The sequence below is a fragment of the Ensifer sp. GW101-20A05 genome, from assembly GCF_059424735.1.
In genome coordinates, this window is record NZ_JBWKZT010000003.1 from 161,152 (window position 1) to 186,731 (window position 25,580).

The 25,580-nt window shown below is 62.8% G+C and carries 29 protein-coding genes; 16 read left to right on the plus strand and 13 right to left on the minus strand.

Annotated elements, in window-relative coordinates; translation table 11 throughout:
• Window positions 1–117: 117 nt before the first annotated feature.
• Window positions 118–573, plus strand: coding sequence for a DoxX family protein (locus tag AC070A_RS09960; RefSeq protein WP_057247845.1), 456 nt, complete (start codon window positions 118–120; stop codon window positions 571–573).
• A gap of 129 nt (window positions 574–702) precedes the next feature.
• Here AC070A_RS09960 and rnk read toward each other — a convergent pair whose 3' ends face one another.
• Window positions 703–1,116, minus strand: a complete 414-nt coding sequence (gene rnk, locus AC070A_RS09965; protein ID WP_057247846.1) for a nucleoside diphosphate kinase regulator — start codon at window positions 1,114–1,116, stop codon at window positions 703–705.
• 353 nt (window positions 1,117–1,469) lie between these two features.
• Between rnk and AC070A_RS09970 the strand changes: the two genes are divergently transcribed.
• From AC070A_RS09970 to AC070A_RS09985, 4 genes are read left to right on the plus strand one after another with little or no spacing between them, the layout of a single operon-like run.
• Entirely contained in the window at window positions 1,470–2,225 is a 756-nt protein-coding gene (locus AC070A_RS09970) for a type 1 glutamine amidotransferase (protein ID WP_113479335.1), read from the plus strand.
• Window positions 2,222–2,701 (plus strand): GFA family protein, encoded by a 480-nt coding sequence (locus tag AC070A_RS09975; RefSeq protein ID WP_057247848.1) that lies wholly within the window; start codon window positions 2,222–2,224, stop codon window positions 2,699–2,701. Before AC070A_RS09970 ends, AC070A_RS09975 begins: the two co-directional genes overlap by 4 nt.
• Window positions 2,698–3,261: a sugar O-acetyltransferase gene (locus AC070A_RS09980; protein ID WP_057247849.1), complete on the plus strand. Its 564-nt coding sequence runs from the start codon at window positions 2,698–2,700 to the stop codon at window positions 3,259–3,261. Before AC070A_RS09975 ends, AC070A_RS09980 begins: the two co-directional genes overlap by 4 nt.
• A 33-nt stretch (window positions 3,262–3,294) precedes the next feature.
• Window positions 3,295–3,807, plus strand: a complete 513-nt coding sequence (locus tag AC070A_RS09985) for a GNAT family N-acetyltransferase (protein WP_057247850.1) — start codon at window positions 3,295–3,297, stop codon at window positions 3,805–3,807.
• A gap of 77 nt (window positions 3,808–3,884) precedes the next feature.
• On the opposite strand, the gene lepA is transcribed toward AC070A_RS09985, so the two are convergent.
• Together lepA and AC070A_RS09995 are read right to left on the minus strand one after the other, a co-directional pair.
• On the minus strand, window positions 3,885–5,711 hold the full coding sequence (lepA, locus tag AC070A_RS09990) for a translation elongation factor 4 (RefSeq protein WP_375293049.1): 1,827 nt from the start codon (window positions 5,709–5,711) through the stop codon (window positions 3,885–3,887).
• A gap of 70 nt (window positions 5,712–5,781) precedes the next feature.
• Window positions 5,782–7,023, minus strand: a complete 1,242-nt coding sequence (locus AC070A_RS09995; RefSeq protein ID WP_057247852.1) for an MFS transporter — start codon at window positions 7,021–7,023, stop codon at window positions 5,782–5,784.
• 220 nt (window positions 7,024–7,243) lie between these two features.
• On the opposite strand from AC070A_RS09995, the gene AC070A_RS10000 reads away from it, so the two are divergent.
• The 4 genes from AC070A_RS10000 to AC070A_RS10015 all read left to right on the plus strand — a co-directional run bounded on the left by AC070A_RS10000 (window position 7,244) and on the right by AC070A_RS10015 (window position 10,118).
• On the plus strand, window positions 7,244–7,822 hold the full coding sequence (locus AC070A_RS10000; protein ID WP_082615690.1) for a helix-turn-helix domain-containing protein: 579 nt from the start codon (window positions 7,244–7,246) through the stop codon (window positions 7,820–7,822).
• Between the two features lie 2 nt (window positions 7,823–7,824).
• On the plus strand, window positions 7,825–8,358 hold the full coding sequence (locus tag AC070A_RS10005) for a GNAT family N-acetyltransferase (protein WP_057247854.1): 534 nt from the start codon (window positions 7,825–7,827) through the stop codon (window positions 8,356–8,358).
• A gap of 281 nt (window positions 8,359–8,639) precedes the next feature.
• Entirely contained in the window at window positions 8,640–9,665 is a 1,026-nt protein-coding gene (locus tag AC070A_RS10010) for a histone deacetylase family protein (protein WP_057247855.1), read from the plus strand.
• Window positions 9,666–9,764: 99 nt separating this feature from the next.
• Window positions 9,765–10,118: a hypothetical protein gene (locus AC070A_RS10015; protein WP_057247856.1), complete on the plus strand. Its 354-nt coding sequence runs from the start codon at window positions 9,765–9,767 to the stop codon at window positions 10,116–10,118.
• Window positions 10,119–10,174: 56 nt separating this feature from the next.
• Here AC070A_RS10015 and AC070A_RS10020 read toward each other — a convergent pair whose 3' ends face one another.
• On the minus strand, window positions 10,175–10,813 hold the full coding sequence (locus AC070A_RS10020; RefSeq protein WP_057247857.1) for an exopolysaccharide biosynthesis protein: 639 nt from the start codon (window positions 10,811–10,813) through the stop codon (window positions 10,175–10,177).
• 243 nt (window positions 10,814–11,056) lie between these two features.
• Here AC070A_RS10020 and AC070A_RS10025 point away from each other — a divergent pair, with 243 nt between their 5' ends.
• Window positions 11,057–11,719: a YiaD family glycine zipper/OmpA-like lipoprotein gene (locus tag AC070A_RS10025; protein ID WP_057247858.1), complete on the plus strand. Its 663-nt coding sequence runs from the start codon at window positions 11,057–11,059 to the stop codon at window positions 11,717–11,719.
• Between the two features lie 52 nt (window positions 11,720–11,771).
• Here AC070A_RS10025 and AC070A_RS10030 read toward each other — a convergent pair whose 3' ends face one another.
• From AC070A_RS10030 to epmA, 6 genes are all read right to left on the minus strand, one after another.
• A complete protein-coding gene (locus tag AC070A_RS10030) occupies window positions 11,772–12,596 on the minus strand; it encodes a class I SAM-dependent methyltransferase (protein ID WP_057248233.1) in 825 nt (274 codons plus the stop codon).
• A 98-nt stretch (window positions 12,597–12,694) separates the two neighbouring features.
• Complete coding sequence (locus AC070A_RS10035) at window positions 12,695–14,122, minus strand: MFS transporter (protein ID WP_082615691.1); 1,428 nt, start codon at window positions 14,120–14,122, stop codon at window positions 12,695–12,697.
• 88 nt (window positions 14,123–14,210) lie between these two features.
• Window positions 14,211–15,104 (minus strand): RNA polymerase sigma factor SigJ, encoded by an 894-nt coding sequence (sigJ, locus tag AC070A_RS10040; protein WP_057247859.1) that lies wholly within the window; start codon window positions 15,102–15,104, stop codon window positions 14,211–14,213.
• Between the two features lies 1 nt (window position 15,105).
• A complete protein-coding gene (locus AC070A_RS10045) occupies window positions 15,106–15,537 on the minus strand; it encodes a carboxymuconolactone decarboxylase family protein (protein ID WP_057247860.1) in 432 nt (143 codons plus the stop codon).
• Window positions 15,538–15,705: 168 nt separating this feature from the next.
• Window positions 15,706–16,758 carry a lysine-2,3-aminomutase-like protein gene (locus tag AC070A_RS10050; RefSeq protein WP_057247861.1) on the minus strand — a complete coding sequence of 351 codons (1,053 nt, stop codon included), beginning with the start codon at window positions 16,756–16,758 and terminating at the stop codon, window positions 15,706–15,708.
• Window positions 16,755–17,807, minus strand: coding sequence for an EF-P lysine aminoacylase EpmA (gene epmA, locus AC070A_RS10055; RefSeq protein ID WP_113479336.1), 1,053 nt, complete (start codon window positions 17,805–17,807; stop codon window positions 16,755–16,757). The genes AC070A_RS10050 and epmA overlap by 4 nt, the downstream gene beginning before the upstream one ends.
• 160 nt (window positions 17,808–17,967) lie before the next feature.
• On the opposite strand from epmA, the gene efp reads away from it, so the two are divergent.
• Window positions 17,968–18,537 (plus strand): elongation factor P, encoded by a 570-nt coding sequence (gene efp / locus AC070A_RS10060; RefSeq protein WP_057247863.1) that lies wholly within the window; start codon window positions 17,968–17,970, stop codon window positions 18,535–18,537.
• 165 nt (window positions 18,538–18,702) lie between these two features.
• Entirely contained in the window at window positions 18,703–19,944 is a 1,242-nt protein-coding gene (locus tag AC070A_RS10065) for an SAM-dependent methyltransferase (RefSeq protein WP_093234341.1), read from the plus strand.
• Here AC070A_RS10065 and AC070A_RS10070 read toward each other — a convergent pair.
• On the minus strand, window positions 19,934–20,764 hold the full coding sequence (locus AC070A_RS10070; protein ID WP_057247865.1) for a C40 family peptidase: 831 nt from the start codon (window positions 20,762–20,764) through the stop codon (window positions 19,934–19,936). The genes AC070A_RS10065 and AC070A_RS10070 overlap by 11 nt on opposite strands.
• Window positions 20,765–20,927: 163 nt before the next feature.
• Between AC070A_RS10070 and mbfA the strand changes: the two genes are divergently transcribed.
• Window positions 20,928–21,911 carry an iron exporter MbfA gene (gene mbfA / locus AC070A_RS10075; protein ID WP_057247866.1) on the plus strand — a complete coding sequence of 328 codons (984 nt, stop codon included), beginning with the start codon at window positions 20,928–20,930 and terminating at the stop codon, window positions 21,909–21,911.
• A gap of 71 nt (window positions 21,912–21,982) precedes the next feature.
• Here the strand turns inward: mbfA and AC070A_RS10080 are convergent, their stop codons facing one another.
• On the minus strand, window positions 21,983–22,603 hold the full coding sequence (locus AC070A_RS10080) for a transglutaminase-like cysteine peptidase (protein ID WP_057247867.1): 621 nt from the start codon (window positions 22,601–22,603) through the stop codon (window positions 21,983–21,985).
• Between the two features lie 288 nt (window positions 22,604–22,891).
• Complete coding sequence (locus tag AC070A_RS10085; protein WP_057247868.1) at window positions 22,892–23,692, minus strand: alpha/beta hydrolase; 801 nt, start codon at window positions 23,690–23,692, stop codon at window positions 22,892–22,894.
• 219 nt (window positions 23,693–23,911) lie between these two features.
• Between AC070A_RS10085 and infC the strand changes: the two genes are divergently transcribed.
• The 3 genes from infC to rplT all read left to right on the plus strand — a co-directional run bounded on the left by infC (window position 23,912) and on the right by rplT (window position 25,413).
• Window positions 23,912–24,448: a translation initiation factor IF-3 gene (gene infC, locus AC070A_RS10090; RefSeq protein WP_057247869.1), complete on the plus strand. Its 537-nt coding sequence runs from the start codon at window positions 23,912–23,914 to the stop codon at window positions 24,446–24,448.
• Between the two features lie 317 nt (window positions 24,449–24,765).
• Window positions 24,766–24,969 carry a 50S ribosomal protein L35 gene (gene rpmI, locus AC070A_RS10095; protein ID WP_025425550.1) on the plus strand — a complete coding sequence of 68 codons (204 nt, stop codon included), beginning with the start codon at window positions 24,766–24,768 and terminating at the stop codon, window positions 24,967–24,969.
• 39 nt (window positions 24,970–25,008) lie between these two features.
• A complete protein-coding gene (gene rplT, locus AC070A_RS10100; RefSeq protein ID WP_025425551.1) occupies window positions 25,009–25,413 on the plus strand; it encodes a 50S ribosomal protein L20 in 405 nt (134 codons plus the stop codon).
• The last annotated feature ends 167 nt before the right edge of the window (window positions 25,414–25,580 follow it).

Sequence of the window (25,580 nt, forward strand, 5' to 3'; positions counted from 1 at the left end):
TTGTCAACAAATATAGTCATGTTTTTATCGGGGGATAGCTTGCTTTGCGCTGCCGTCGCGGCGAGACAATGCGGCATTGCACAAATTGTCGCACCCCAACCGCCGGAGAGGCCATTCATGACCGACGTCACCGCTTCCAGTTCCCGCCCGCGTACCATCCTGCCGGCGCTGGAAAAAATTTATCTGCCGCTGGATACATCAGCCGAGACGCTGCTGCGTGTTCTGGCGGGTGCCCTGCTCGCGGTCCACGGCTTCGGCAAGATCACCGATCCCTTCGGCGCGATCGGCATGGTTGAAGGCCTCGGCTTTTATCCCGGTGTCTTCTGGTCACCGCTGCTGGCTGCGACCGAATTCTTCGGCGGCATCCTGATCGCGATCGGCCTGCTGACGCGCCCGGCTGCTTTCGCCGGCATGATCGTTCTGCTTGTCACAGTCTACTTCCACGGCATCGTGCAGGGCGAGGGTCTCTTCGGCGCGGAGAAATCCATCCTCTGGGCAGCGATCCTGTTCTTCTTCGCCATCCGTGGCGCTAACAGCCAGTCGGTCGACGCAAAGCTCGGCAAGCAGTTCTGATCGATCGAACGTTGACTAGGGAAACGGGGAGGCGGTGAAGACCGGCCTCCCCGTTTTCGTTTGGCGGCACGTAGCGCCCACGCCGCCGGCCTGCCTTCAGAGAATACGCGATTCCGGATGGAAACCGTTTCACACTTTTCCTGGAATTGCTTGGGGCGTCACGCTGCGAATGGTCATGCGGTGGACCTTGCCCGACCGGTCCTGCCAGTCGATCGACTGGCCGACGGAAAGACCGATCAGGGCTGCTCCAACAGGCGTCAGCACCGAGATGCGTCCGGTCTCGATATCGGCCTCGCCGGGGTAGACGAGCGTCACCTGCTTGGCAAAGCCGTTGTCCGCCTCGAAGGCAACGCTGGAGCCCATCTGCACGCTGTCGGCAGGCAGCGCCTCTGGCGCGCCAATGCGGGCGCGGTCGAGCTCTGAGAGCAGCGCTTCGGCCACGTCGGGCACGCGGTCGAGCGCGGAGGACGCCAGCGCCGTCAGCCGCTTGTGATCGTCGGCATTGATGATGATGGGGGGAAGTTTCTTGCGGGATGCCGCCATGATGTGACCTGCCGTGTTCGGCCGTGGCGCCCACGGGCGCACTCGGAATCAATTTTCTGGGAATTCGGCGCTCGTTCAGCCGCGTCTAAAATTTCTTCTGCCGACGCGAAAGGCTCCCCTTACCCGGAGAGCGCAAGCATCCGGGCTGGGGTCAGGTTCCTGCGATCGGGCACACCCGGAAGCAGTGATAGGAAGAAATCGTCGACATCATGATGCCCCAAAGGTCGGAAAGTTTGACCGGGAAGTCAAGGCCCGTGGCGGAAGCGCAAAGCGCAGGGCGGATCATCGCGCCTCTTGAACAGCGGCCACGCTCGTGTTCAATCTCGGTTCGCGACGGCGAAGGGAAGGTGACGATGCGGGTATTGGTGGTTGAAAACATGGCGAAGACCGAGCTCGGCCAGGTGGGCACGGCGCTTCGCGAGGTCAAGGCGCAGATCGAGATCCACCGCGCCTATCTGGGCGAAACCGTTCCTGCAACGCCCGAAGGTTATGATGCGCTCGTCGTGCTTGGCGGCGAGCAGAGCGCGCTTGACGATGCCACCTATCCCTATTTGCCTGAACTCGCCGCACTGATGCGCGCCTTCGGGGACAGCGGACGCTCCGTGCTTGGCATCTGCCTCGGAAGCCAGCTTCTTGCGCGCGCCTATGGCGGGGAAAATCTGCTGGGCGCCGCCAAAGAGTTCGGCTGGTGCCAGATCCAGGTGCGCGGCGAAGGCGCTGAGGACCCGGTGCTGTCCAGCGTCGGTGAGAGCTTCCCGATCTTCCAATGGCACGGCGATACCTTCACCCTGCCCGAGGGCGCCGTGCATCTCGCCGAAAACGCCGTCACCACCCATCAGGCCTTCCGCATCGGCCGCGCCGCCTATGGCACCCAATTTCATTTCGGGGCGGACACCCATCTCGTCGAGGACTGGAACCGTGCGTTCCCGGATACGATCAACCGGCTCGATCCCACCTGGCTTGCCCGCTATCGTGAGCACGCCGCCCGCCATGGCCGGGAAGCCGATGCTGCCGGCCTGACGCTGGCGCGCGCCTGGGTGGCGACGATCGGTCGGCGTGTGGGCGCCGCCGCGATCGCGGATCCGGTATTGGAGGAGATGGACAGATGAGCGAGACACTAAACGGCGGTTGCTTCTGCGGCAGGATCCGATACCGGCTGAAGGCCGCGCCGATGTTCGTCAATTGCTGCCATTGCAGCGATTGCCAGCGCCAGGTCGGCAGCGCTTTCGTCGTCAACGGTGTCATCGAGCGCGAAAACATCGAGCTCACCGAGGGCGAGCCCATCGTCGTCACGCTCCCCACCGACAGCGGCCGCCCGCACGACGTCTATCGCTGCGCCGAATGCCAGACGGCGCTCTGGAGCGACTATGGCCGGCGCAGCTGGCTCTCCTTCCTCCGCATTGCGAGCCTCGACCGTCCCTCGGACTTCCCGCCGGATGCGCACATTTTCACTCGCTCCAAGGTGGAGTGGCTGTCGCTCGAAGGCGGCGCTCCAGCCTTCGAGATCTATTACGACATGAAGACGATGTGGCCGGCCGAAAGCCTGGCCCGGCGCGAAGCGGCGGAAGCAAAGGCAAGAGCATGACCGCCAGCGAACGCGACAAGATGGCCGCAGGTGAATGGTACTCGTGCCTCGATGCCGAGCTCGATGCGCTTCGGCTGACGGCACGCGAAGCGGTCCACCAGCACAACACCATGTCACCGGCCGCGCGCGGAAGCATGGCGCCGGCTTTGCGTGCACTGTTCGGTGCGGTTGCCGATGACGTCTTCATCGAAGCACCGTTCCATTGCTCCTACGGCATCAACACAAGTCTCGGCGCCCGCGTCTATCTCAACGCCGGCTGCACGATCCTCGACAGCGGTCGGGTGACGATCGGCGAGGGCACGATGCTGGGACCGAGCGTGCAGATCTATTGTGCCGAGCACCACAAGGACGCGGATCTGCGTGGCCAGGGCCTCGAAGTCGCCCGCCCGGTGACGATCGGCGCGGATGTCTGGATCGGCGGCGGCGCCATCATCCTGGGCGGTGTGACCATCGGCGATGGTGCGATTGTCGGCGCCGGCGCGGTGGTGACGAAGGATGTGCCCGCCGGGGCGACCGTCGCCGGAAACCCGGCACGCCCGCTGCCGCGTGCAGGAAACTGAATACTTTAGACCTTTTCAAGGAGTGTTTTTCTTATGGTCGATGCGACGAAAACGATCCATGTGCGCCCGGCGCGGCGGGACGATGCGCCTGTTCTGTGCGCCTTCCTCAACGAGATCATCCGGATCGGCGGCACCACCGCCCATCAGACGCCGTTCACGCCAAAAAGCTTTGCGGAACACTATCTCGAAGGTCCCGGCTTCGTCAGTTGCTTCGTTGCGGAGGATGAGAATGGTGAGCCTTGCGCTTTCCAGGGACTGGAGCGCTCGGACGGAATACCCAAGGATTGGGCCGATATCGGCACCTTCTCCCGCCCCGGCAACAAGGTCAAAGGCGCCGGCACGGCGCTTTTCGAGGCCACCCGCGACCACGCCCGTTCCATCGGCTTCAAGGCGCTCAACGCCACCATCCGCGCCGACAACGTGGGCGGCCTCACCTATTACGGCAGGATGGGCTTCACAGACTACAAGATTGATAAGGCGGTGCCGCTGAGTGACGGGCGGCTGGTGGATCGGATTTCGAAGCGGTATTTGCTCGACGCGGACTGACGCGCGTCTTAGTGGCAAACCAAAAAGGGCGACCCGAGGCCGCCCTTTTCAAACGTAGAAGCATGCGGTTCTGCCGCTTACTCGTCGCCCATCTTGAGTGCGGCGATGAACGCTTCCTGCGGGATCTCCACCTTGCCGAACTGGCGCATGCGCTTCTTGCCGGCCTTCTGCTTTTCCAGAAGCTTGCGCTTGCGGGTGGCGTCGCCGCCGTAGCACTTGGCCGTCACGTCCTTGCGCAGCGCGGAGATGGTTTCGCGGGCGATAACATTGCCGCCGATTGCCGCCTGGATCGGGATCTTGAACATGTGCTTCGGGATCAGTTCCTTGAGCTTCTCGCACATCTCGCGACCGCGCTTTTCCGCCGCCATCCGGTGTACCATCATTGACAGGGCGTCGACCGGCTCGCCGTTGACGAGGATCGACATCTTCACAAGGTTGCCTTCCTTGTGGTCGGTGATCTGGTAGTCGAACGAGGCGTAGCCCTTGGAGATCGATTTCAGGCGGTCGTAGAAGTCGAAGACGACTTCGTTGAGCGGCAGGTCGTAGGTCAGCATCGCGCGGGTGCCGACATAGGTCAGCTCGATCTGGATGCCGCGCCGGTCCTGGCAGAGCTTCAGGATGCCACCGAGATAGTCGTCGGGCGTCAGGATCGTCGCACGGATCCACGGCTCGTGGATCTCGGCGATCTTGACGACGTCGGGCATGTCGGCCGGGTTGTGCAGCTCGCGTTCCGAGCCGTCGGTCATGAACAGCTTGTAGACGACCGAAGGGGCCGTCGCGATCAGGTCGAGGTCGAACTCGCGCTCCAGCCGTTCCTGGATGATTTCAAGGTGCAGCAGACCGAGGAAGCCGCAGCGGAAGCCGAAGCCGAGAGCTGCGGACGATTCCATTTCGAAGGAGAACGACGCGTCGTTGAGGCGCAGCTTGCCCATGGCCGAACGCAGGTCCTCGAAATCGGCGGCGTCAACCGGGAAGAGGCCGCAGAACACCACCGGCTGTGCCGGCTTGAAGCCCGGCAGCGCCTTGGCGGTCGGGCGCTTGTCTTCGGTGATGGTGTCGCCGACGCGGGTATCGGCCACTTCCTTGATCGAGGCGGTGATGAAGCCGATCTCGCCCGGGCCGAGCGCATCCATCGCGACCATCTTCGGCGTCAGCACGCCGACACGTTCGATCGTGTACTTGGCGTCGGTGCCCATCATCCGGATGGTCATGCCCTTCTTGAGCGTGCCGTCGATGATGCGCACGAGAACCATGACGCCGAGATAGGTGTCGTACCAGCTGTCGACCAGCAGCGCCTTCAAGGGGGCCGCATCGCCGCCGTCGCTCTTCGGCGCCGGCAGCTTGGTGACGATCGCTTCGAGCACGTCGGGAATGCCGAGGCCGGTCTTGGCCGAAATCAGCACGGCGTCGGACGCGTCGATGCCGATCACTTCCTCGATCTGTTCCTTGATCCGCTCCGGTTCGGCGGCGGGAAGGTCGATCTTGTTGAGCACGGTGACGAGCTCGTGGTTGTTGTCTATCGCCTGGTAGACGTTGGCGAGCGTCTGGGCTTCCACACCCTGGGAGGCGTCGACGACGAGCAACGAGCCTTCGCAGGCCGACAGCGAGCGCGAGACTTCATAGGCGAAGTCGACGTGGCCGGGCGTGTCGATCAGGTTGAGCACATAGGTTTCGCCATCATTGGCCTTGTAGTGCAGACGCACCGTCTGGGCCTTGATGGTGATGCCGCGCTCGCGTTCGATATCCATGCTGTCGAGCACCTGCTCGGACATCTCGCGCTCGGCGAGGCCGCCGGTGGACTGGATCAGCCGGTCGGCAAGCGTCGACTTGCCGTGGTCGATGTGGGCCACGATCGAGAAGTTGCGGATATGCGAAAGGGGCGTCTTCGAAGATGTTGTGCTCATGGGCCGCATATAGCAGTGCCTTCAACCGCCGCAAAGCGGGAAATGAAGGCTTCGTTCACTATAAATCGGGCTATTCGGCGCCTGCCTCAGCATCGACGAGCGCGCCGGCATTCGGCACCTGTGCGCTCCTGATCTCGAAGCTTTCGCGCTCGGCTGCTGGCACCTCGTCGCGTTTCCTCAGTCGCATGAGCACGAAGAGCGCATAAAGTGCTGCAACCGCCATCGCCGCATAGATGAAAGTGCGCTGCCCGAACACCGGTGTCAGCAGTGTCACCAGCATCGGCACGACGGTCGCGGCGATCGACCAGGCGACCAGCATGGTGCTGGCAAGCGGCACGAAATCGGCGGGATCCGTACGGTCGTTGGCATGGGCGTTGGCGATCGAATAGACCGTCTCGATCGCGCCGGCAAAGAGCGCAAAGACCAGCATCAAGAGGATCAGATTGCTGAAGGAGGCGGAGAGCGCGAAGAAACCGGCGACAAGGATCAACAGGCAGGTGCCGATCAGCACAAGGCGTCGGTCGATCCGGTCCGACAGCGTGCCCATCGGATACTGGATGGCGATGAGCCCGAACTGCATGACGAACATCAGATTGGCGACGTCGCGCTGGCTGACATCATTGGCGGCCGCATAGATCGGCGTGAAGCCCTGCACCACCATCGACAGGCCGCCGGCGGCAAGCACGCCGATGAAGGCAACGGGGGAATTGCGCCAGACCATCGGGATATCGATGCTGACCTTGGCCGGTGCCGGCGGCGTCGGCAGCCGCGTCAGGCCGATCGGCAGAAGCGCAAGGGCGGTGAAAAAGATGGTCACGAGCGGCGGCAGGTTGCCATCGGCCGGGATCTGCCCGAACAGCCAGGCGCCGGTGCCGAGCCCGATGACATAGGCCATGTAGAACAGCGCCATCGCCTTGCCGCGCCAGTGGTTCTCACTCGCATGGTTCAGCCAGCTCTGGGCGATAATGAAGTTGGTGTTGCCGGATGCACCATAAATGCCGCGGGCGAGTACCCAGAGAAGCGGGTGCATGCCGAGCGCGATCGTCAGTGCCGAGAGGATGACAAGCGCCATCGAGCAGGAGAAGGCGCGGGCATGGCCGACGCGGCGGATCATCGGCCCCGCGATGACGCAGCCGACGAGCCCGCCGAAGGCGATCATCGTCACGGCCGCACCCGGCACCCAGTCCGGCGCGTCCGAGCGCGTCAGCGCGAAGGGCACATAGGCGAGCATCATGCCGTTGCCGATCGCGACCGAAGTCATCGAGGCAACGATACTGGCGATCGAGGTCAGCGAGGAGGGCTGCGTTGTCATGTCCAACCTGTCGATGGAAGGCCGCGCCTTCGGGCGCGCTGGCGTGATGGATGAGGACTATCTAAAGTATTGAAGTGTAAGCTTTTCTCGTTTCTGCTCACGAAGCTGCCATGATAGCCGAAAGGCCGTCGATGCGCTGTCGCCAAAGCGGCATCGCATGCCCGTATTTTCAGTCTTTCCCAGTCTTGACTCCACTATATGAGAAATGCAATCTCAAATAATGGAAAACATCACCGACCCCCTCGAACATGCCATCGGCGAGCGCATTCGCACCCTGCGCACGGAGCAGAATCTGACGCTCGACGAACTCGCCACCAGCTCCGGCGTCAGCCGGGCGATGATCTCGCGTATCGAGCGTGGTGAAGCGAGCCCGACGGCCCAGCTCCTCGCCAAGCTCTGCAGCGCGCTCAGCACCACGCTTTCAGCGCTCTTCGCCTTCGAGGCTAAGGAAGCATCTCCGCTTGCAAGGCGTGCAGACCAGCGCCTCTGGCGCGATCCGGAATCCGGCTATCTGCGCCGCTCCGTCTCGCCGGATGGCCTCGGCTCGCCGGTCGATATCGTCGAGGTCGAGTTTCCGCCGGGTGCGCGCGTCGTCTTCGAGCGGCAGCCGTCTGACCGAGGGATTACCCAACACCTCTGGCTCTTCTCCGGTCGGCTGGAACTGACAACCGAATCCGGCTCCCATTCGCTGGAAGCAGGCGACTGCCTGTTCATGGGGCTGGGGGCTGGCCACATCTTCCACAACCCTCACGATGAGCCGGCTCACTATGCCGTCGTCCTCTGCCGCACCAAGGTTTGATCATGTCCGATATCCAGATCCGTCTGCTCGATGAAACCCAGGCCCGCGCCGCCATGCCGGCGCTTGCCGAGGTACTGTCCGATTGCGTCGAGGGTGGCGCCTCGGTCGGTTTCATGCAGCCCTATCCGCCGGAATGCGCGGTTGCCTATTGGCAGGGCGTCGCCGAAGCGGTTGCCGGCGGCGACACGCTGCTGATGGTGGCGGAGGAAGCGGGCCGCATCCTCGGCACCGTGCAGGTCGGCGTTGCACAGATGCCGAACCAGCCGCACCGCGGCGATCTGAAGAAGCTGCTCGTTCATCGCGCAGCCCGCGGCAAGGGCCTGGCGCGGCGGTTGATGGAGGCTGTCGAACGCGAAGCGGCGGCGCGCGGCAAGACGCTGCTGGTGCTCGATACGGCGACCGGCAGCGAGGCGGAGGCGATCTATCCGCGCCTGGGCTGGGAGCGCGTTGGCGTCATTCCCGATTATGCGATGTGGCCGGAAGGCGGGCTCTGCGCCACCACGTTCTTCTACAAGCGGATCGCGTTGAGCGAGTGATCGACATTGGTGAAATTGCCCCTCACCCTAACCCTCTCCCCGCGGGGCGGGGAGAGGGGACGAGCCCGCCTCACAGTATTGTTGCACCGAGCCGTGGTGAGGGGGAGGTTCACGGTGCGATGCCTATTGTCGCCCGCGAGCGGGTGCCGCGAGTCTCCTTCGCCCCGCTGGCGGGGAGAAGGTGGCCGGCAGGCAGGATGAGGGGCCCCGTCGAGGTTGCGAAGTCCGAAACCTTGGGTACGGTACCGGCACCCGTCGATTGCCTTTCAGGACACCTCCCCATGCGCATCTTCTACACCGAGGATCATAAGCTCCGCGACGCTAAGACCGAGCTCTTCGGTGGCGAACTCGTGCCGCCCTTCGAGGCGCCGTTCCGTGCCGAATGGATTCTCGCGGCGGTAAGGGAAGCGGGTTTCAAAGATGTCGTCTCGCCGGAGCGTCACGAGCTCGAGGTCGCCCTTAAGCTGCACGCGCCCGATTATCTCGAGTTCCTCGAAACCGCCTGGTCGCGTTGGGTCGCCGACGGCTATCGCGGCGAAGCGATCGCGACCTGTTTCCCGGCCCGACGCATGCGCCAGCACCCGCCGAAAGATATCGACGGTGCGCTCGGCTACTATTCCTTCGCGGCGGAAACGGCGATCACCGAAGGCACCTATGCAGCTGCACGGGCGGCGATGGACTGCGCCATCTCGGCTGCCGACCACATCCATGCGGGCAACCGCGCCGCCTTCGCGCTCTGCCGTCCGCCCGGTCACCATGCGGCGATCGATCTTTATGGCGGCTATTCCTTCATCAACAATGCCGCCTGTGCCGCCCAGCGCCTGCGCGATCACGGCGCCCGCAAGGTTGCGGTGCTTGACGTCGACTTCCACCACGGCAATGGCACCCAGGATATCTTCTACGAGCGCGGAGACGTCTATTTCGCCTCGCTCCACGGCGATCCCGTCGATGCCTTCCCCTATTTCCTCGGCTTTGCTGACGAGGAGGGCGCCGGCGAGGGGCTTGGCACGACGAAGAACTATCCCTTGCCGCGTCGTACCGGCTACGATGTCTGGTCGGATGCCATGGCCGACGCGCTGTCACGCATCGCCGCCTTCGGTGCTGAGGCGCTGGTCGTCTCGCTCGGCGTCGACACTTTCGAGCGCGACCCGATCTCGTTCTTCCGGCTGACGTCTGAAGACTACATCCGCATGGGCGAGGCCCTGAAACGCTCAGGCTTGCCGGTCGTCGTCTGCATGGAGGGCGGCTACGGCGTGCCGGAAATCGGGCTCAACGTTGCCAATGTGCTGACGGGCCTCTCCGGCTGAGCACTCGTTGTTGAAAAACAGCAGTGCCCTCTATTGACCTCAACTTTACTTGAGGTCGTACGACTGCTCCTGTTCAAAAGAGATCAGAGGAAAAGAGTAATGAGCAGCCTATCGAATACGTCCGTTGTCGCGCCGCTTTACCGCATCAACAAGTACACCGTGCCGGTCGAGGCGCGGCAGCAGTTCGTCGAACTGGTGGACAAGACGCTGGCCGTCATCCGCAAGCAGGATGGCTATGTGAAGGACCTGTTCCTGGAACAGCATGCCGGCCCGGGCCAATTCGATTTCATCACCATGATCGAGTTCGCCAATGCCGACGTCGCGCCCAAGGTCGCCGCTGCACTCGGCGAGTTCGACCGCCAGCTCGGCCTCGATCGCGAGGCAATGATGAAGACGCTCGGCATCCGCACCGACTTCGCCAGCTACCGGGCCTTCGGCGGTCTGGCTGCTTGAAAAACGAATGGCCCGGCAGTCAGCCGGGCTCACCCAATGTCACGGAACGAGTTTCGTCAGGAGACGAAGAAAGACGACAGTCCCTGACCGGCGGCGAAGGCCATGTAGGCAAGCACGGTGAAATAGACAGTCGTTGCGATCAGGAATAGGTAGCCGCCGGCGACCATCAGCCCGTCGCGCTGGATGATGCCGAGCGAGAGCAGCAGGATCGCGATTCCCGGCAGTGTGTTCGACAGAGGGATGAGCCCGAGCGGGAACATCAACAGCACGCCGCCGGCCATGATCATCAGCCCGTTGAAGCGGTTCATCACCGCGCCCTGCGTCAGGAAACCCAGGCGCGGGCGGACGTAGCGATCGAGCTTGGAGACGATGCTCGCCCCCTTTTGCAGGGTCGGAACTAGCTTTTCTGTCTCGATCTTGCGGTCGAGAATGCGTTGCGGCACCCAGGGCAGGCGGTTGAGGGTGATCGATACGGAGATCAGGATGATTGCGGCGCCGAAAACGGTGCTGACGCCGGGGATCGACACCGGCAACAGGAACGGCAGCGTCAGCAGGGCGCAGAGCAACAGAAATCCCTGTTCGCCGATCTCGGTCATCAGTTCGCGCAGCGTGATCGTCTCGCCGCGAATGGAGGCAATCATGCCGTTGAGCGTGTCGCTGAGACTGCGTTGCGTGTCGCCGAACTCGATTGCCATCAAATCTGCCTCGTCTTTATCAATGAGCGGCGGCGGAAAGCCGCACACATTTATCCTGGTCGCTAGATGTCCGTCCTATCAAGGGCATGTGAAGGATCGGTTATAGTGGCCCGACCGGCACACCCGGTCCGAGCAAACCGGCATTTGCCGGTAAACCATGGCGTGATTGGGACGCCTCTTCATCTTCCTGCCGCAATCGCTAGTATGAAGCACCTTTGAGCACCAATGGGGACAACTGATTCCATGATCAAGAAATGCGCCATTCTGGCTGTTGCGGCCATCTATCTTTCGGGATGCACGACCACCGATCCCTATACGGGTGAGCAGAAGATGTCGAACACCGCCGGCGGCGCGCTGATCGGCGCGGGCCTCGGTGCAGCGACCGGTCTGCTCGTTGGCGGCAGTGCTGCCGGACGGCGCGACTCGGCGCTTGTGGGCGCCGCAATCGGCGGCCTCGGCGGCGGCCTGATCGGCAACTACATGGACAGCCAGGAAGCGGAACTGCGCGCCCAGCTTCAGGGCACCGGCGTTTCGGTCACCCGCGCCGGCGACCGCATCATCCTCAACATGCCGTCGAACATCACCTTTGCGACCGACCGCGACCAGGTGATCCCGGCCTTCTACGACACGCTGAACTCGGTAGCGATCGTGCTGCGCAAGTTCAACAAGACGATGATCGACGTCGACGGTCACACCGATGCGACCGGCAGCGCCTCCTACAACCAGGGCCTCTCCGAGCGCCGTGCCGCCTCGGTGGCCAACTACCTGGCAGGCCAGGGCGTCGACCAGCGCCGCATGTCGGCCATGGGCTACGGCAAGGAGCGTCCGATCGCTTCCAACGCGACCGAGTCCGGCCGCGCGCAGAACCGCCGCGTCGAAATCTCGATCGCGCCGATCAAGGCCTGATCGGCAGACATCGATTGCTTGCAAGGGGCTGCGCCGCGAGGCGCGGCCTTTTTCATGTCTGCTTGAAACGGTAGCGCAGCAGGCGCCCCATACGGCGCAGCATCGGGACCGCGCTGAAGAACTGGATCGCGATCCGCGCCATCGGTGACATGCGCGCGATCTGCGCGGCATCGTAGTTGTAAATGTCTTCGAGCAGTGTCAGCCCGGGCACGCCCCTCTCCAGCGACCGTGCGTCCTCGATCCCCCAACGAAGCTCAGCACCTGTTGCACGCAAGGACGGGTTGAAGCGCAGCAGTTCGATGCCGAGATGGCTGTAGGCGTCGAAGACGATCTCGCCGCCGGCAAGGCAGGTGACGACCCGTCGCAGGAGGTCCCGCACTTCCTGATCGCGAAGATAGGGCAGCACCCCTTCGGCGACGACGATCGTCGGCCGATTGTCGGGGATGCGGTCGATCCAGTCCCGCTCGGTAATGGAGGAGGCGATTGCAGTGCAGCCGACGCGATCGGGAAAGAGGCGCTGCCGCAAGGCGATGACATCCGGAAAGTCGACGTCGAACCAGGCGACGGAGGAAGGCGGATCGAGCCGCAGGATCCGCGTGTCGAGGCCGCAGCCGAGGTTGAGCACGATCGCATCCGGATGGCTCGCGATGAAAGCCCTGGTCCATCGGTCGAGCAGATAGGCGCGCATCGCGATGCCGATCGTCATGTCGTGACCGACATCAGGCGCTTTCGCCTTGCCGTCGAGGCGCCGCAACAGCTCGGCAGCAAAGCGATCGTGCAGAAGAGAATCGGGTAGTGCGCTCTCCGCAGCCTTCGCTCGAAGCGTGATCAGCAGCGTTTCGCGCACGCCATGAAGGCCGATGCCCTCGGCTTCCATCGTTTCCTCCTGACCGCGCTCCATCGAATGAGTCGGGACGCCGCAGTCTTTTCGTTGCGACCCGCCGTCGTTTCGGCGGGCCGCATTGCCCGATAGGCTCACGCCACCGTGCGTCTCGCGCGCCGTACGCGCCTGGCGGTCAGCACTGCCAGCACGGGCAGCAGCGCGAACAGACCGAAAAGCCAGGTCGTCGCGAGCGCCACGCCACCCTCCGACGACGCCTCGATCCCGGCGAGGTTGGCAGTCAGTCCGGCAAGCGCTGCGCCGAGTGCAGCGGCAAAGAGCTGGACAGTGGTGATCGAGCTCGATGCCTTCTCCGCTTCGCCCTCCGGCGCGAATTCGTAGACGGCGGTAACGATATGCGGCCAGGCAAAGCCCATGCCGAAGCCGACCGCGATGATGCCGACGCAGAGCGGCGCGGCGATCACCAGGAACTCTGCGCCTGCCATCGGCATGAACAGGGCGATCAGGGCCAGGCCGATAAAACCGAAGGCCGGACCGGCAAAGATTGTCTGTTTCGCCCGTTCTCCGTGCCAATGAGCACTTGTCATCGATCCCGCCGTCCAGCCGATCGACATCAGCGCAGCGATATAGCCGGCCACCAGTGGCGATAGCCCATGCAATTCTTGCAGCAGGTACGGCACATAGATCTCCGGCTGCAGGCCGACCATCAGCAGGGTGATCGTAGCATAAAGGGCGGCCAGCGGGGAGGTGAGTGTGAAGCTGCCGGAGGGCAGAAGCTTGCCCGTCACTCGACGTTCGACGAATAGAAGGCTCAGGAACAGGAGGATCGCAACGCCGACGCAGCCGATCTGCTCCGAGGCCATCGTGCGCGTGCTCGCGACCGAAAGCGCAAGCACGATGCCGACGAGGAGCAGGAGTTGCAGCAGAGGGAGCGGCGTGCGCTCCTCTTCGCCGGTGGCCTTGCGCGGCAGCGTCGAGAAGGCGAGTGCGGCAAGCAGCGCCGTCAGCGGCAGGAGAGACCAGAAGGCAACGCGCCAGGTGGAGAACTCGGCAAACATGCCGCCGATCGCGGGCCCGATCAAGGTCGCCGTTCCCCAGGTTGCCGAAATCAGCCCGATGGCGCGGGTCCAGAGTTCGGGCCGGAAGACCTGCCGGATCACGCCGTAGGCGAGCGCATAGAGCAGGCCGCCGCCGAAGCCCTGGATCGCGCGGCCGGCAAGCAGCATCGCCATCGAAGGGGCTGTGGCGCAGAAGAGCGTCCCCAGGCCGAAGACGAGCGCGCCGATCGCATAGGCGCCGCCGGCGCCGACGGCGCCGAGCAGCCGCGCCGACAATGCGGCGCCGAGGATCGAAGTCGCGACGAAGACGGTGGTGCTCCAGGCATAATATTCGAGCCCGCCGATCTCGCGCACGATCGACGGCATGATCGTCGTCACCACGTAGATGTTGAGCGCATGCAGCGCGACGCCGCCGCTGAGCACCAGCGAATGCACGGCGTTTTCGCCCGTCAGCAGCGCGCGCCAGCCGGCTTCCTGTGGGGGAGCGGGAGTTTTTTCAAGCATGTCAGTACCTCACGCAGGACATCGCAAGCGAACGCGCACCGGCTCATCCGGTATCGGAAGATCGCGTTCGCTCGGCGGTGCCGCTATGTCAGTGGAGCGCAGCCTCGCCAAAATGCGTGAGCTTGTCCGGGTTGCGCATGATGAAGATGTCGTTGACGTTTCCGTCACGGTCATAGCCGAAGGCGACCGTCGCGGCGATCTCGTTTTTCGCCTCGTCCCGAAGCACGATGCCGCGACCGCCATTGATGTCGCCGATTTCCCAGACGTAATGCGCCCAGTATTCGGTAAGCCGATCGATGATGAAGGCGAGCACGGTCTCCTTGCCGGAGAGCACGCCAAGCACGGTCGCCACCTTGCCGCCGCCGTCGGCCGTCAGCTTCACGTCGGCCGAAAGCAGCGTCGTAAGTCCGGCGACGTTGCCGCCGTGGATTGCCTGGTGGAACGCGGATAGCAGCTCATCCTGGCGCTCGCGCGGGGTCTGGTGCCGGGTTTTCTCCAGGCCGATATTCGTCTTGGCGCGCGATACCAGCTTGCGGGCGGCCGTCTCCTGCATGTCCAGGGTTTCCGCCACCTCGTCATAGGGCTGGCCGAAAATCTCGTGCAGCAGATACGCTGCGCGCTCCTTCGGTGTCAGCCGCTCGAGCATCAAAAGGAATGCGGTGGTGAGCGAGGAGGTCAGCGCCAGCTTCTCCTCGGCATTGTCGTCGCTTGTCGTGTGGATCGGCTCGGGCAGCCACGCGCCGACATAGTCGACGCGTTTGCGGTGCGCGGCCTTCAGCAGATCCAGGCAGCGGCGCGTGCAGGCGGTCGTCAGCCAAGCCGCCGGCGTTTCGATCGATGCCCTGTCGACCTCCTGCCATTTCAGGAACGTGTCTTGCACCGCGTCTTCTGCATCGGCGCGCGAGCCGAGGATGCGGTAGGCAAGGCCGAGGAGGCGCGGGCGCGCCTCCTCGAAGATCTGCATGTGCTGCCTGTCATTCATGTCAGTGCCTCGAAATCTGGATGCGGTTCCAAAGGTTGATCATCGCCACCGTCGAGGTGATGACGCTGATCTCCTTCTCGCTGAAGTGCTGGCGCAGCTCGGCGCGGAGCGGTGCGAAGTCGGTGCGCGGTTCGAGTTCGGTCAGCGCTTCGGTCCAGGCAAGCGCTGCCTTCTCGCGCGGTGTGAAATCATTCACCTGGTCCCAGACGATGATTCGGTCGAGCCGTTCGTTGCTCTCGCCCTCGGCGCGGGATTCCTTGGTGTGCATCTTCACGCAGAAGCCGCAGCGGTTGATCTGCGAGGCGCGCAGCTGCACGAGATTGTGGATCGTCCGGTCGAGCCCGTGCAGGTCCATGGTCTTGTGCACATCGGCGAGCGCGCCGAGCACATCCGGGATTTCCTGTTCGTAGCGGACGGCTTTCGTATCGGTCATGGTCTCAACTCCATCGTTGTTGTGTTGCCTATGACCATGTGACGATTGACGTCGAAAGCCTGTGACGCGGCTCTACGATTTTTCTCGAAAATCGCCAAGAAAAATACAGGTCCGCAATATTTAGATGAAATTTCAATGTGTTGGCGAGACGCGATTTCTCGCGGCGTATCAGGCTTTCGGCGGGTAGCTGTGCTCGCCGCCGCGAAAATCGGTGACCGTGTAGCAGCCGCCGCCATCGGCCGCGATCGTCGCGGCGCTGATGACCGCCTTGCCGTGACCACCTGGAATGTCGAGGATGTAGGTCGGCTGGCAAAGGCCGGAGACCCGGCCGCGCAGGGCTGCGACCAGCGCCTGGCCTTCCTCGATCGACAGACGGAAATGGCTGGTGCCAGGGGCCAGATCCGGGTGATGAAGATAATAGGGCTTGATCCGTGTCTCGACGAAGGCGCGCATCAGGCTAGCCAGCACATCCGCGTCGTCGTTGACGCCCCTCAAGAGCACCGACTGGCTGACCATGACGATGCCGGCATCGATCAGTCGTGCCGAGGCGGCGCGCGCCTCTTCAGTCAGCTCGCGCGGGTGGTTGGCGTGCAGAGCCACATAGGTCGCCTTGCCGTTAGCCTTCAGTGCAGCGATCAATTCGGCGTCGATGCGCGACGGCTCGACCACCGGTACGCGGGTGTGGAAGCGGACGATCTTCACATGCGGGATCGGTTTCAGCCGTTCCATGAGCTCGGTGAGCCGCCGCGGCGACAGCACCAGGGGATCGCCGCCGGTGAGGATCACCTCCCAGATTTCCTCGTGTTCGGCGATGTAGGCGATCGCCGCATCGAGTTCGGCGGGTGTCAGCGTGCCGAGCCCCTGCGGCCCGACCATCTCGCGGCGGAAGCAGAAGCGGCAATAGACCGGGCAGACATGCACGGCCTTCAAGAGCACCCGATCCGGATAGCGATGGACGATGCCGGCAACGGGACTGTGCGGCTTGTCGCCGATCGGGTCTTCGCGCTCTTCGGGAAGCAGCGTCAGCTCGGCGGCATCGGGCACGAACTGCCGGGCGATCGGATCGGCGGGATCGGTGGGATCGATGAGGCCGGCAATGACAGGGCTGATCGCAACCGCATAACGCTCGGCGACGGCGGCAACCGCGGCCTCATTGCTGCGGTCGACGAGACCTGCCTCAACGAGCTCTCGCGCAGTCTTGATCGGGCGATGTACGTTCACGGCTGCGTCTCCGCCACCGGTGCCCAGAGCACCTGGTCGATACGCGACGCACCGGTTGCAAGCATCACCAGCCGGTCGAAGCCAAGCGCAATGCCGCTCGCTTCGGGCATGATCGCGAGTGCTGCCAGGAAATCCTCGTCGAGCGGGTAGGTCTCGCCGTAGACACGCGCCTTTTCCGCCATTTCCATCTCGAAGCGCCGGCGTTGTTCGGCGGCATCCGTCAACTCGCCGAAGGCATTGGCGAGCTCGACGCCGCAGGCATAGAGCTCGAAGCGCTCGGCGACGCGCCGGTCGCGCGCGGCCGGTCGCGCCAGCGCCGCTTCGGCAGTCGGGTATTCGTCGAGGATCGTCGCACGGCCGAAGCCGAGATGCGGCTCGACCTTTTCCACGAGCACGCGGCTGAAGAGATCGGCCCAGGTGTCGTCGGAGGCGACCCGAAGTCCGGCTGCGGTCATAGCTGCGGCGAGGCGCTCGCGGTCGGTCTCGCCGTCGGCGGCGACCGAGGTCAGCAGGTCGATGCCGGCAAAGCGCTCGAAGGCGTCCGCGACGCTCAGCCGCTCGGGCTTGGCGAAGGGGTCGCAGATGTGTCCCTGGAAGGTGAATTGTTTGGCCCCGGTGGTCTCTGCCGCAAGAGCGAGGATCTCGGCGCAGTCGCGCATCAGCGCCCCGTAGCTTTCGCCGGCGCGGTACCATTCGAGCATGGTGAATTCAGGGTGATGCAGCGGTCCACGCTCGCGGTTGCGGTAGACATGGGCGAAACAGGCGATGCGCCGTTCGCCGGCGGAAAGCAGCTTCTTGCAGGCAAATTCCGGCGAGGTGTGCAGATAGAGTGGATGGCTCGATCCGTCGTGATGGAGAGCCTCCGTCGCGAAGGCGTGCAGATGCGCCTCGTTGCCGGGCGAGACCTGCAGCGTCGCCGTGTCCACCTCGATGAAATCGCGTGTCTCGAAGAACCGGCGCAGGGCCGATTGGATCCGGTTGCGGCCGAGAAGAAACGGGCGCCGGTCGGCATGGACATCGGGTGTCCACCAGGGTGAGGCATGCGACATGATCGGTTCAGTCCAGGCTTTCTTCGCGCAGACAGCGGCTCAGGCTGGCTATTTGCACGAAATTAGGGTAGTTGCGGCGCGAAATCCTTCTTTCCGCGTCCTTCAGGGCCAGTGTTTCCGGCCCGCCGTGTCGCGCATACCTCTGTTACAAGGAAGACTAATGGTCAAGGTCATCGCTTCATCTGTCCGTAAGGGCAACGTTCTCGACGTCGACGGCAAGCTCTATGTCGTGCTTACCGCCCAGAACTTCCACCCGGGCAAGGGCACGCCGGTGACCCAGGTCGACATGCGCCGCATTTCCGACGGCGTGAAGGTCTCCGAGCGCTACCGCACGACCGAACAGGTCGAGCGCGCCTTCGTCGAAGACCGCGAGCACACCTTCCTCTATGAAGATGCCGAAGGCTTCCACTTCATGAACCCGGAAAGCTATGACCAGCTGGTCATGAGCACCGACGACATCGGCGACCTCAAGGCCTACCTGCAGGAAGGCATGGCCTGCATTCTTTCGGTGCACGAAGGTCTGGCGATCGCCATCGACCTGCCGCGTCACGTGACGCTCGAAATCACCGAGACCGAGCCGGTCGTCAAGGGCCAGACGGCATCGTCGTCCTACAAGCCGGCGGTTCTCTCGAACGGCGTCCGCACGCTGGTTCCGCCGCACATCCAGGCCGGCACCCGCGTCGTCATCGCGACGGAAGACGGTTCCTACGTCGAGCGCGCCAAGGACTGAGGCTAACGCCGAATAACAGTTGAACGGGGACGGTGGCGAAGGCTGCCGTCCCCGTTTTCGTTCCGGGAAGAGCTTGATGAGCAACCAGAAATTTAAGGGGAGCATTTCGAAAAACGGGTGCTAGGATGCCGGCGCTGATACGACAGTTGTCTCAAGAGGGCCTGCATGTTCCCATTGTCGCATATGATGAAGTCGTTCATTCGCAAGGGTCGCCTGACGGTGATCGACGCCGACGGCAAGCGCCACGTCTTTTCCGGCACGCCCGGACCGGAGGTGACGATGCGGCTCACGGACAAGAAGCTCTACCGCAGCCTCGTCTTCAACGCTGAACTCGCCGCCGGCGAAGCCTATATGGACGGCACCATGCGCTTCGAGGAGGGCTCGACGCTCAGGGACTTCCTGACGCTTTTCTCGATCAATCGGCTGTCGCTCGGGTCCTATCCGATCCAGAAACTTCTGCGGGCGGTGAAGATGCGGTTCCGCAAGCGGCAGCAGGCCAATCCCAAGGGCAAGGCGCAGCAGAACGTCGCGCATCACTACGATCTCGGCAACGAATTCTACAAGCTGTTCCTCGACGAGAACATGCTCTACTCCTGCGCCTATTTCCGCGAGCCCAACGAGACGCTCGAAAAGGCCCAGCGCAACAAGCTGAGGCTGCTCGCCTCCAAGCTCTGCCTGGAACCCGGCATGAAGGTGCTGGATATCGGCTGCGGCTGGGGCGATCTCGCGATGTACCTTGCCGAGCTCGCGGATGTGCAGGTGCTCGGCGTGACGCTTTCCAAGGAGCAGCAGGCGCTTGCCACCGAACGGGCGCGGAAGGCAGGTCTAGGGGACCGGGTGCGTTTCGAGCTTAAGGATTACCGCGATGTCCAGGGGCCCTTCGACCGCATCGTTTCGGTCGGCATGTTCGAACATGTCGGCGTGCATCACTATGACGAGTTCTTCAAGAAGCTGAATGCGCTGATGCCGGATGACGGCCTCGCGGTGCTGCATTCGATCGGTCACATGAGCCCCCCCGGCATGGCGAGCTCCTGGCTTCGGAAATACATCTTCCCGGGCGCCTATTCGCCGGCGCTCTCGGAGGTCTTCGAGGTGGTCGAGCGCAACAGTCTTTGGGTCACGGATCTCGAATTCTTGCGGGTGCACTACGCCACGACGCTCGCCCATTGGGGCGCGCGCTTCGAGGCCAACCGCGACAAGGTGATCGGGCTTTATGACGAGCGCTTCGCCCGCATGTGGGAGTTCTATCTGATCAGCGCCGAGATGATGTTCCGCACCGGCAGCCAGCTCGTCTTTCACATGCAGCTCTCGCGCTCGCGCGATGCGGCGCCGATCGTGCGCGATTACATCACCGATCGTCAGCGCGATTTCATGGCCCGCGAAAAGGCGCTCGCCCTCAACCTTTGAACGGGTGATCGCCGTCGCCGTTCCAGCGCAGCCGCTTGTAGTCGAAGCCGAATTCGAGCGTCGGCTTGACGATCGCGAAGAAGGGCGAGAGGTCGAAATCCCTGGGCGTATAGAGCGAGTGGTGCCGGATGTGCAGGATCTCCTCGCGCGAATAGGTCGAGGTCGCCGCCGCCCGCCCGGGCGCGCGTGTGACTTCCGGCAGGATCGGATAGCGGATCTGCTCGAAGGCGGCAGCAATCAGCGTCGAGCAGATCGCCCGCGTCGGATCGCCGGAGCCGAAGGCAAGCAGGCGCCGCCGCCAGCGCACCGGCACCGGCGGGGTCGGCATGAAGTAGCGCAGCATGTCGAGGATGTTCTTCAGGTCATACTTCATCCCGAGCCGCGAGATCATGAAGCCGACGAGCGCCGTGCGATCATCCGGCGTCAGCGCGATCGGCCGGCAGATGCGCGTGTTGAACGACGCGTATTTCTTCAGCGGCACCGCAACACAACCCTCGCCGATATTGACCTCGATGAGTTGTGGCCGCTCGATGACCGGCAGCGTTGCCTGGTCGAGCGTCAACGGCATCTGGTCGCCGGCAAAGAACGCGGCGTGTGACCAGGTCGATTGCGTCAGATACTTGATCGCCGCCGAAACCCTCTGGTTGCCCTCGATCAGGAGAACGTCGCCCGGGCGCAGCGTGCGCGCCAGGGTTTCCTGATCGGAAGGGGTGTAGGGCTCGTAGCCGGATGTCTGCGCTTGCAGCCGCGCGGCAAGCCTGGCTCCAAGCCGATCCAGTAACGTGTCCTTGCTTTCGGAAAGCGGATAGATGGTCCTCATCGAGGCGATCGCTCCGGAAATGAAGGGAATTCGCGAGAGCCTTCATCGTGGCTCAGCCGCAACACTCTGTCGAGAGATTGTCGCATGATTGCATGGCTTTGGCCTTGACGGTGCCGTCTCGGTTTTCTATTTTTAGAATTATTCTAAAGAAGGTTTTCTCCCAATGTTTTCGCGCCTCTTCTCCCGTTCCAAACGTCCCTTTCTTTCCTTAAGCGAGCAGGAAATCCTGGCGCTCGCGATCTCGTCCGAAGAGGACGACGGACGCATCTATCTCGCCTATGCCGATGCGCTCCGGCAGCAATATCCCCATTCGGCAAAAGTGTTTGAGGAGATGGCGGAGGAAGAAAGCCACCACAGGCAGTGGTTGATCGATCTGCACGTCCAGCGCTTCGGCAGCCGCATTCCCCTTGTCCGGCGCGAACACGTGCGCGACTTCCCCGAGCGCAAGCCCGACTGGCTGATTGCCGAAATGCCGATCGAAAAGGCGCGCGAGGAAGCCGAAGCGATGGAGGAAGCGGCGCACCGTTTCTATGTCGAGGCCGCGGCGAGAACCCAGGATGCCGCCACCCGCAAGCTGCTCGGCGATCTCGCGATCGCGGAAAAATCGCATGAATCGCTCGCCCGGCGGCTTGGCGAAGAGCACACGCCCGAGGACGTGCGCGCCGAAGAGGACCAGACGTCGCGCCGCCAGTTCATCCTCACTTACGTACAGCCCGGCCTTGCCGGCCTGATGGATGGTTCGGTTTCGACGCTGGCGCCGATCTTTGCCGCCGCCTTCGCGACCCAGGATACCTGGCAGACCTTCCTCGTCGGTCTCTCGGCCTCCGTCGGCGCCGGCATCTCCATGGGCTTCACCGAGGCGGCCCACGATGACGGCAAGCTCTCCGGCCGCGGTTCGCCGATCAAGCGCGGCCTTGCCTCCGGCATCATGACCGCACTCGGCGGCCTCGGCCACGCGCTCCCCTATCTGATCCCGCATTTCTGGACGGCGACCGCCACGGCGGCGGTGATCGTCTTCTTCGAACTCTGGGCGATCGCCTTCATCCAGAACCGCTATATGGAAACACCGTTCCTGCGGGCGGCATTCCAGGTGGTGCTCGGCGGTGGCCTGGTGCTCGCGGCCGGCATCCTGATCGGCAACGCGTGACGGGTGAGCGGCAAATACGAAAAAGGGCCGGTCTGACCGGCCCTTTTTGAAACTCTTTACTTTGCTTTGGATCAGTTGCCGACCGAGCCGACGACGACTTCGGCGCCGTTCTGGATGGTGACCCAACGGCCGCTGTGGTTCGAGGCCTGGCGCTTCAGGTAGCGGTAGGGCGTGTTGGTCCAGAGCCTTACGCCGTTTTCGAGATTGTCGAGAATGAAGTCGCCCTGCGCCGTGCGCACGGTCAACACCGCATGGCCTTCGCCATCGGGCTTGCGAACGACGGTGATCAGGAGATCGCTCGCCGGGAAGCCCTTGCTCATCAGGCGCTTGCGCTTCTCAAGCACGAAGTCCTCGCAGTCGCCGGCGTTGTCCGGATAGGACCAGACTTCGTCCCTGCCGTGCAGTTCCAGGTCGGTGACCGGCGTGATCTCGCGATTGACCGCAGCATTCACCTGCCGGATGGCGGCCCAGCCGCGTTCGGTCACGCGCGGAGCAACCGTTCCCTTGGAGCGCACATTGCATTCGCTCTTGTACTTCTGGCAGAATTCGTAGTGGCCGATCGGCTGCGATGTCGCCGAGCCGGTCTGCATCCATGGAGAAGAACCTGCCTGTGCAGGAATTGCCGTGTTTGCTGAAATGAAAAGTGCGCAGAACGCCGCGATACTTCCCTTAACTCCAGTCCAAGACGCCATACAAGTCCCCTGCAACGCGGTATGCCGGGCTCTTCCTGTCCGGACGTATTCGCGCAATCCTGAGTTGAAGGCAGCTTCTTTAGGTTCGTCCCCGTCGCTGCTCTAATCGTTAATAAAGAGTTAATAGCGTCGGCGCGGCAGAGTCAATCGCCGGAATCGGGACATCGGATTTTATGGTTAAAAGCGAGACCACGCGCACGAAAACCCTTGCATCGTGGGCGGTCCACGGGGCAGCGCGGTTTTGGGGCAATTTGCGGCGGAAGGGGCGGGGCGTTCTCCCGCCCGGGCTCAGGCGAGCATCGTGCCGATGGCCTGCTTCATTTTAGCGATGTCTTCTTCACGCGAAAGGCGATGGTCGCCATCGCGGATGAGTGTCATGACGACATCGTCGGAGGGCAGGTGCTCCATCAGCCGCAGCGCATGGGTATAGGGAACGTCGGGGTCGCGCATGCCTTGCAGAATGTGCACCGGACAGCCGGTGGTGATCGTGCCCTCAAGCACCCGGTTCACGCGCCCGTCTTCGATGAGGGCGCGGGTGAAGATGTTCGGCTCCGGGCTGTACTCGGAGGGTTCCTCGAAAAAGCCGCGTTCGGCAAGCGAGGCCCTCTCCGCTTCGGTCAGGTTGGGTTCGATCAGTTCGGCGGTGAAATCCGGCGCCGGCGCAATCAGCACCAGGCCGGCGACACGGTTTCCGTCGCCACGCTGCCTGAGCTCCTGGATGACCCGCAGCGCAATCCAGCAGCCCATCGACGAGCCGATCAGCACGACGCGGCCCGGCGCCGCCCGATCAATGACCGCAAGGCTCTCCTCGAGCCAGCGCGAGATCGTGCCATCAGTGAAGGCGCCGCCGGAGGCGCCGTGGCCGGAATAGTCGAAGCGCACGCAGGCCGCGCCCCGTTCCATGGCATAGCGCTCGACCTCGACCGCCTTGGTGCCGGTCATGTCCGAACGGTAGCCGCCGAGCCAGACGAGCGTCGGCTGTCCCGATGGCTTCTCCGGGTGGCGCACGCGCATCGCGATCCTGCGCTGAGCCGCATCCGTGCCGACCTCGATGAAGCTGATTTCCGTCTCGGCTGGCGTATTGTGCATGCCCGTAATCTCCAAAAGCCCGTTTAACTGGCGATTTTCTTTCTAAAACAGATTCGCCTTGGTATCGACAGGTGGTGATTTTCCTTGAAAGCCGTGCTATTGACTCTCGCGCCGCAATTCACACATTGCCGTCGGTGACAGATTCAGGCGCTTCGTTTGTGATCGCGCCGGCGAACGAATTAAACAACATTTCGGAAATAGCTCGAGGAGAGTACGACCATTCGCAGACCGTTCAAAACGGACGCCCCCGTCAAGGAGGGACCGCGCTCAAACAAGGAAATCCGGGTGCCCCGGGTTCAGCTTATCGATGCCGAAGGCCAGAATATCGGTGCCGTCCCGATCGACCAGGCGCTCCGCATGGCGGAAGAAGCAGGTCTTGATCTGGTAGAGATCGCACCGAACTCCGAACCGCCGGTGTGCAAGATTCTGGATCTTGGCAAGCTGAAATACGCCAACCAGAAGAAGGCGGCCGAAGCGCGCAAGAAGCAGAAGATCGTCGAAATCAAAGAAATCAAGATGCGCCCGAACATCGACACGCATGACTATGACGTGAAGATGAAGGCGATGAACCGGTTCTTCGAGGACGGCGACAAGGTCAAGGTCACGCTGAAGTTCCGCGGCCGCGAAATGGCCCACCAGGAACTGGGCATGAAGCTTCTGCTCCAGGTCAAGGATGATACCCAGGCGATTGCCAAGGTGGAGGCCGAGCCGAAGCTCGAAGGCCGCCAGATGATGATGGTTCTGGCGCCGCGCTAAGCCGCCGCTGCCGTCAGTCGTAAGACCAAATTGATGAAAGCCGCCTTCCGGGCGGCTTTTTTCTTCGAGGCCGGCGGCGGCCGCCGCAGATCGCGCTCCCGCCTGGAGCATGCGCTGACGAACGTGCTAGAGGTGTATGGGGAAGCGTTCGGCCACCGCTTGCAGCGCCATCTTCGATTCCCCAGTTGCGCTTTTCGGCATGTGCGGTTATAAGCCCCCGTCCGAACGGTCCGGCAGGGCATGCCGTGGCCGTTCTTAACGCTGGAAATGGACCTCGTCTGTCCGTTTCGAATTCTTAAGAAAAATGGAGTAGCAAAATGCCCAAGATGAAGACGAAATCGTCTGCCAAGAAGCGGTTCAAGATCACCGCTACTGGCAAGGTTCGTGCAGCAGCTGCTGGCAAGCGCCACGGCATGATCAAGCGTTCCAACAAGTTCATCCGCGACGCACGTGGAACCATGGTTCTCGCGGAGCCTGATGGCAAGAAGGTCATCAAGAACTACCTGCCCAACGGTCTCTAAGACTTTCAGGCATTTTGGACACGTTAAGGAGATCATGACATGGCACGTGTAAAACGCGGCGTAACCGCTCACGCCAAGCACAAGAAGACACTCAAGGCAGCCAAGGGCTTCTACGGCCGCCGCAAGAACACCATCCGCGCTGCGAAGGCTGCGGTTGATCGTTCGAAGCAGTTCGCTTACCGCGACCGCAAGGTCAACAAGCGCAACTTCCGCGCTCTCTGGATCCAGCGCATCAACGCTGCCGTCCGCGAATTCGGCCTGACCTACGGCCGCTTCATCGACGGCCTGAACAAGGCTGGCATCGAAGTCGACCGCAAGGTTCTGTCCGACATGGCTATCCATGAGCCGGCAGCATTCGGCGCCCTCGTCGAAGCTTCCAAGAAGGCGCTTGCCTACCTCAAGGAAGCCGGCACGACAAACGAGTTTGAAAGCGCTGTCCGTTAAGCCAGCGTTTTCCCAAAACCGTACTTAAAATTCGTTGGGAAACCCGCGCTGGCAGGGCTAGCGCGGGTTTTTCTTATTTCGCGAGATGAACGTGCGAGACGATCGAAAGGAACTGCCCCGGTTCCACCTTCCGACGACGCTTCAGCCGGGCCTCCGGCTTCGTCGTC

Excerpts from the sequence above, each read along its gene's own strand:
- AC070A_RS09960 (WP_057247845.1), top strand. The coding sequence starts at position 118 with ATGACCGACGTCACCGCTTCCAGTTCCCGCCCGCGTACCATCCTGCCG.
- rnk (WP_057247846.1), bottom strand. The coding sequence starts at position 1,116 with ATGGCGGCATCCCGCAAGAAACTTCCCCCCATCATCATCAATGCCGAC.
- AC070A_RS09970 (WP_113479335.1), top strand. The coding sequence starts at position 1,470 with ATGCGGGTATTGGTGGTTGAAAACATGGCGAAGACCGAGCTCGGCCAG.
- AC070A_RS09975 (WP_057247848.1), top strand. The coding sequence starts at position 2,222 with ATGAGCGAGACACTAAACGGCGGTTGCTTCTGCGGCAGGATCCGATAC.
- AC070A_RS09980 (WP_057247849.1), top strand. The coding sequence starts at position 2,698 with ATGACCGCCAGCGAACGCGACAAGATGGCCGCAGGTGAATGGTACTCG.
- AC070A_RS09985 (WP_057247850.1), top strand. The coding sequence starts at position 3,295 with ATGGTCGATGCGACGAAAACGATCCATGTGCGCCCGGCGCGGCGGGAC.
- lepA (WP_375293049.1), bottom strand. The coding sequence starts at position 5,711 with ATGAGCACAACATCTTCGAAGACGCCCCTTTCGCATATCCGCAACTTC.
- AC070A_RS09995 (WP_057247852.1), bottom strand. The coding sequence starts at position 7,023 with ATGACAACGCAGCCCTCCTCGCTGACCTCGATCGCCAGTATCGTTGCC.
- AC070A_RS10000 (WP_082615690.1), top strand. The coding sequence starts at position 7,244 with ATGGAAAACATCACCGACCCCCTCGAACATGCCATCGGCGAGCGCATT.
- AC070A_RS10005 (WP_057247854.1), top strand. The coding sequence starts at position 7,825 with ATGTCCGATATCCAGATCCGTCTGCTCGATGAAACCCAGGCCCGCGCC.
- AC070A_RS10010 (WP_057247855.1), top strand. The coding sequence starts at position 8,640 with ATGCGCATCTTCTACACCGAGGATCATAAGCTCCGCGACGCTAAGACC.
- AC070A_RS10015 (WP_057247856.1), top strand. The coding sequence starts at position 9,765 with ATGAGCAGCCTATCGAATACGTCCGTTGTCGCGCCGCTTTACCGCATC.
- AC070A_RS10020 (WP_057247857.1), bottom strand. The coding sequence starts at position 10,813 with ATGGCAATCGAGTTCGGCGACACGCAACGCAGTCTCAGCGACACGCTC.
- AC070A_RS10025 (WP_057247858.1), top strand. The coding sequence starts at position 11,057 with ATGATCAAGAAATGCGCCATTCTGGCTGTTGCGGCCATCTATCTTTCG.
- AC070A_RS10030 (WP_057248233.1), bottom strand. The coding sequence starts at position 12,596 with ATGGAAGCCGAGGGCATCGGCCTTCATGGCGTGCGCGAAACGCTGCTG.
- AC070A_RS10035 (WP_082615691.1), bottom strand. The coding sequence starts at position 14,122 with ATGCTTGAAAAAACTCCCGCTCCCCCACAGGAAGCCGGCTGGCGCGCG.
- sigJ (WP_057247859.1), bottom strand. The coding sequence starts at position 15,104 with ATGAATGACAGGCAGCACATGCAGATCTTCGAGGAGGCGCGCCCGCGC.
- AC070A_RS10045 (WP_057247860.1), bottom strand. The coding sequence starts at position 15,537 with ATGACCGATACGAAAGCCGTCCGCTACGAACAGGAAATCCCGGATGTG.
- epmA (WP_113479336.1), bottom strand. The coding sequence starts at position 17,807 with ATGTCGCATGCCTCACCCTGGTGGACACCCGATGTCCATGCCGACCGG.
- efp (WP_057247863.1), top strand. The coding sequence starts at position 17,968 with ATGGTCAAGGTCATCGCTTCATCTGTCCGTAAGGGCAACGTTCTCGAC.
- AC070A_RS10065 (WP_093234341.1), top strand. The coding sequence starts at position 18,703 with ATGTTCCCATTGTCGCATATGATGAAGTCGTTCATTCGCAAGGGTCGC.
- AC070A_RS10070 (WP_057247865.1), bottom strand. The coding sequence starts at position 20,764 with ATGAGGACCATCTATCCGCTTTCCGAAAGCAAGGACACGTTACTGGAT.
- mbfA (WP_057247866.1), top strand. The coding sequence starts at position 20,928 with ATGTTTTCGCGCCTCTTCTCCCGTTCCAAACGTCCCTTTCTTTCCTTA.
- AC070A_RS10080 (WP_057247867.1), bottom strand. The coding sequence starts at position 22,603 with ATGGCGTCTTGGACTGGAGTTAAGGGAAGTATCGCGGCGTTCTGCGCA.
- AC070A_RS10085 (WP_057247868.1), bottom strand. The coding sequence starts at position 23,692 with ATGCACAATACGCCAGCCGAGACGGAAATCAGCTTCATCGAGGTCGGC.
- rpmI (WP_025425550.1), top strand. The coding sequence starts at position 24,766 with ATGCCCAAGATGAAGACGAAATCGTCTGCCAAGAAGCGGTTCAAGATC.
- rplT (WP_025425551.1), top strand. The coding sequence starts at position 25,009 with ATGGCACGTGTAAAACGCGGCGTAACCGCTCACGCCAAGCACAAGAAG.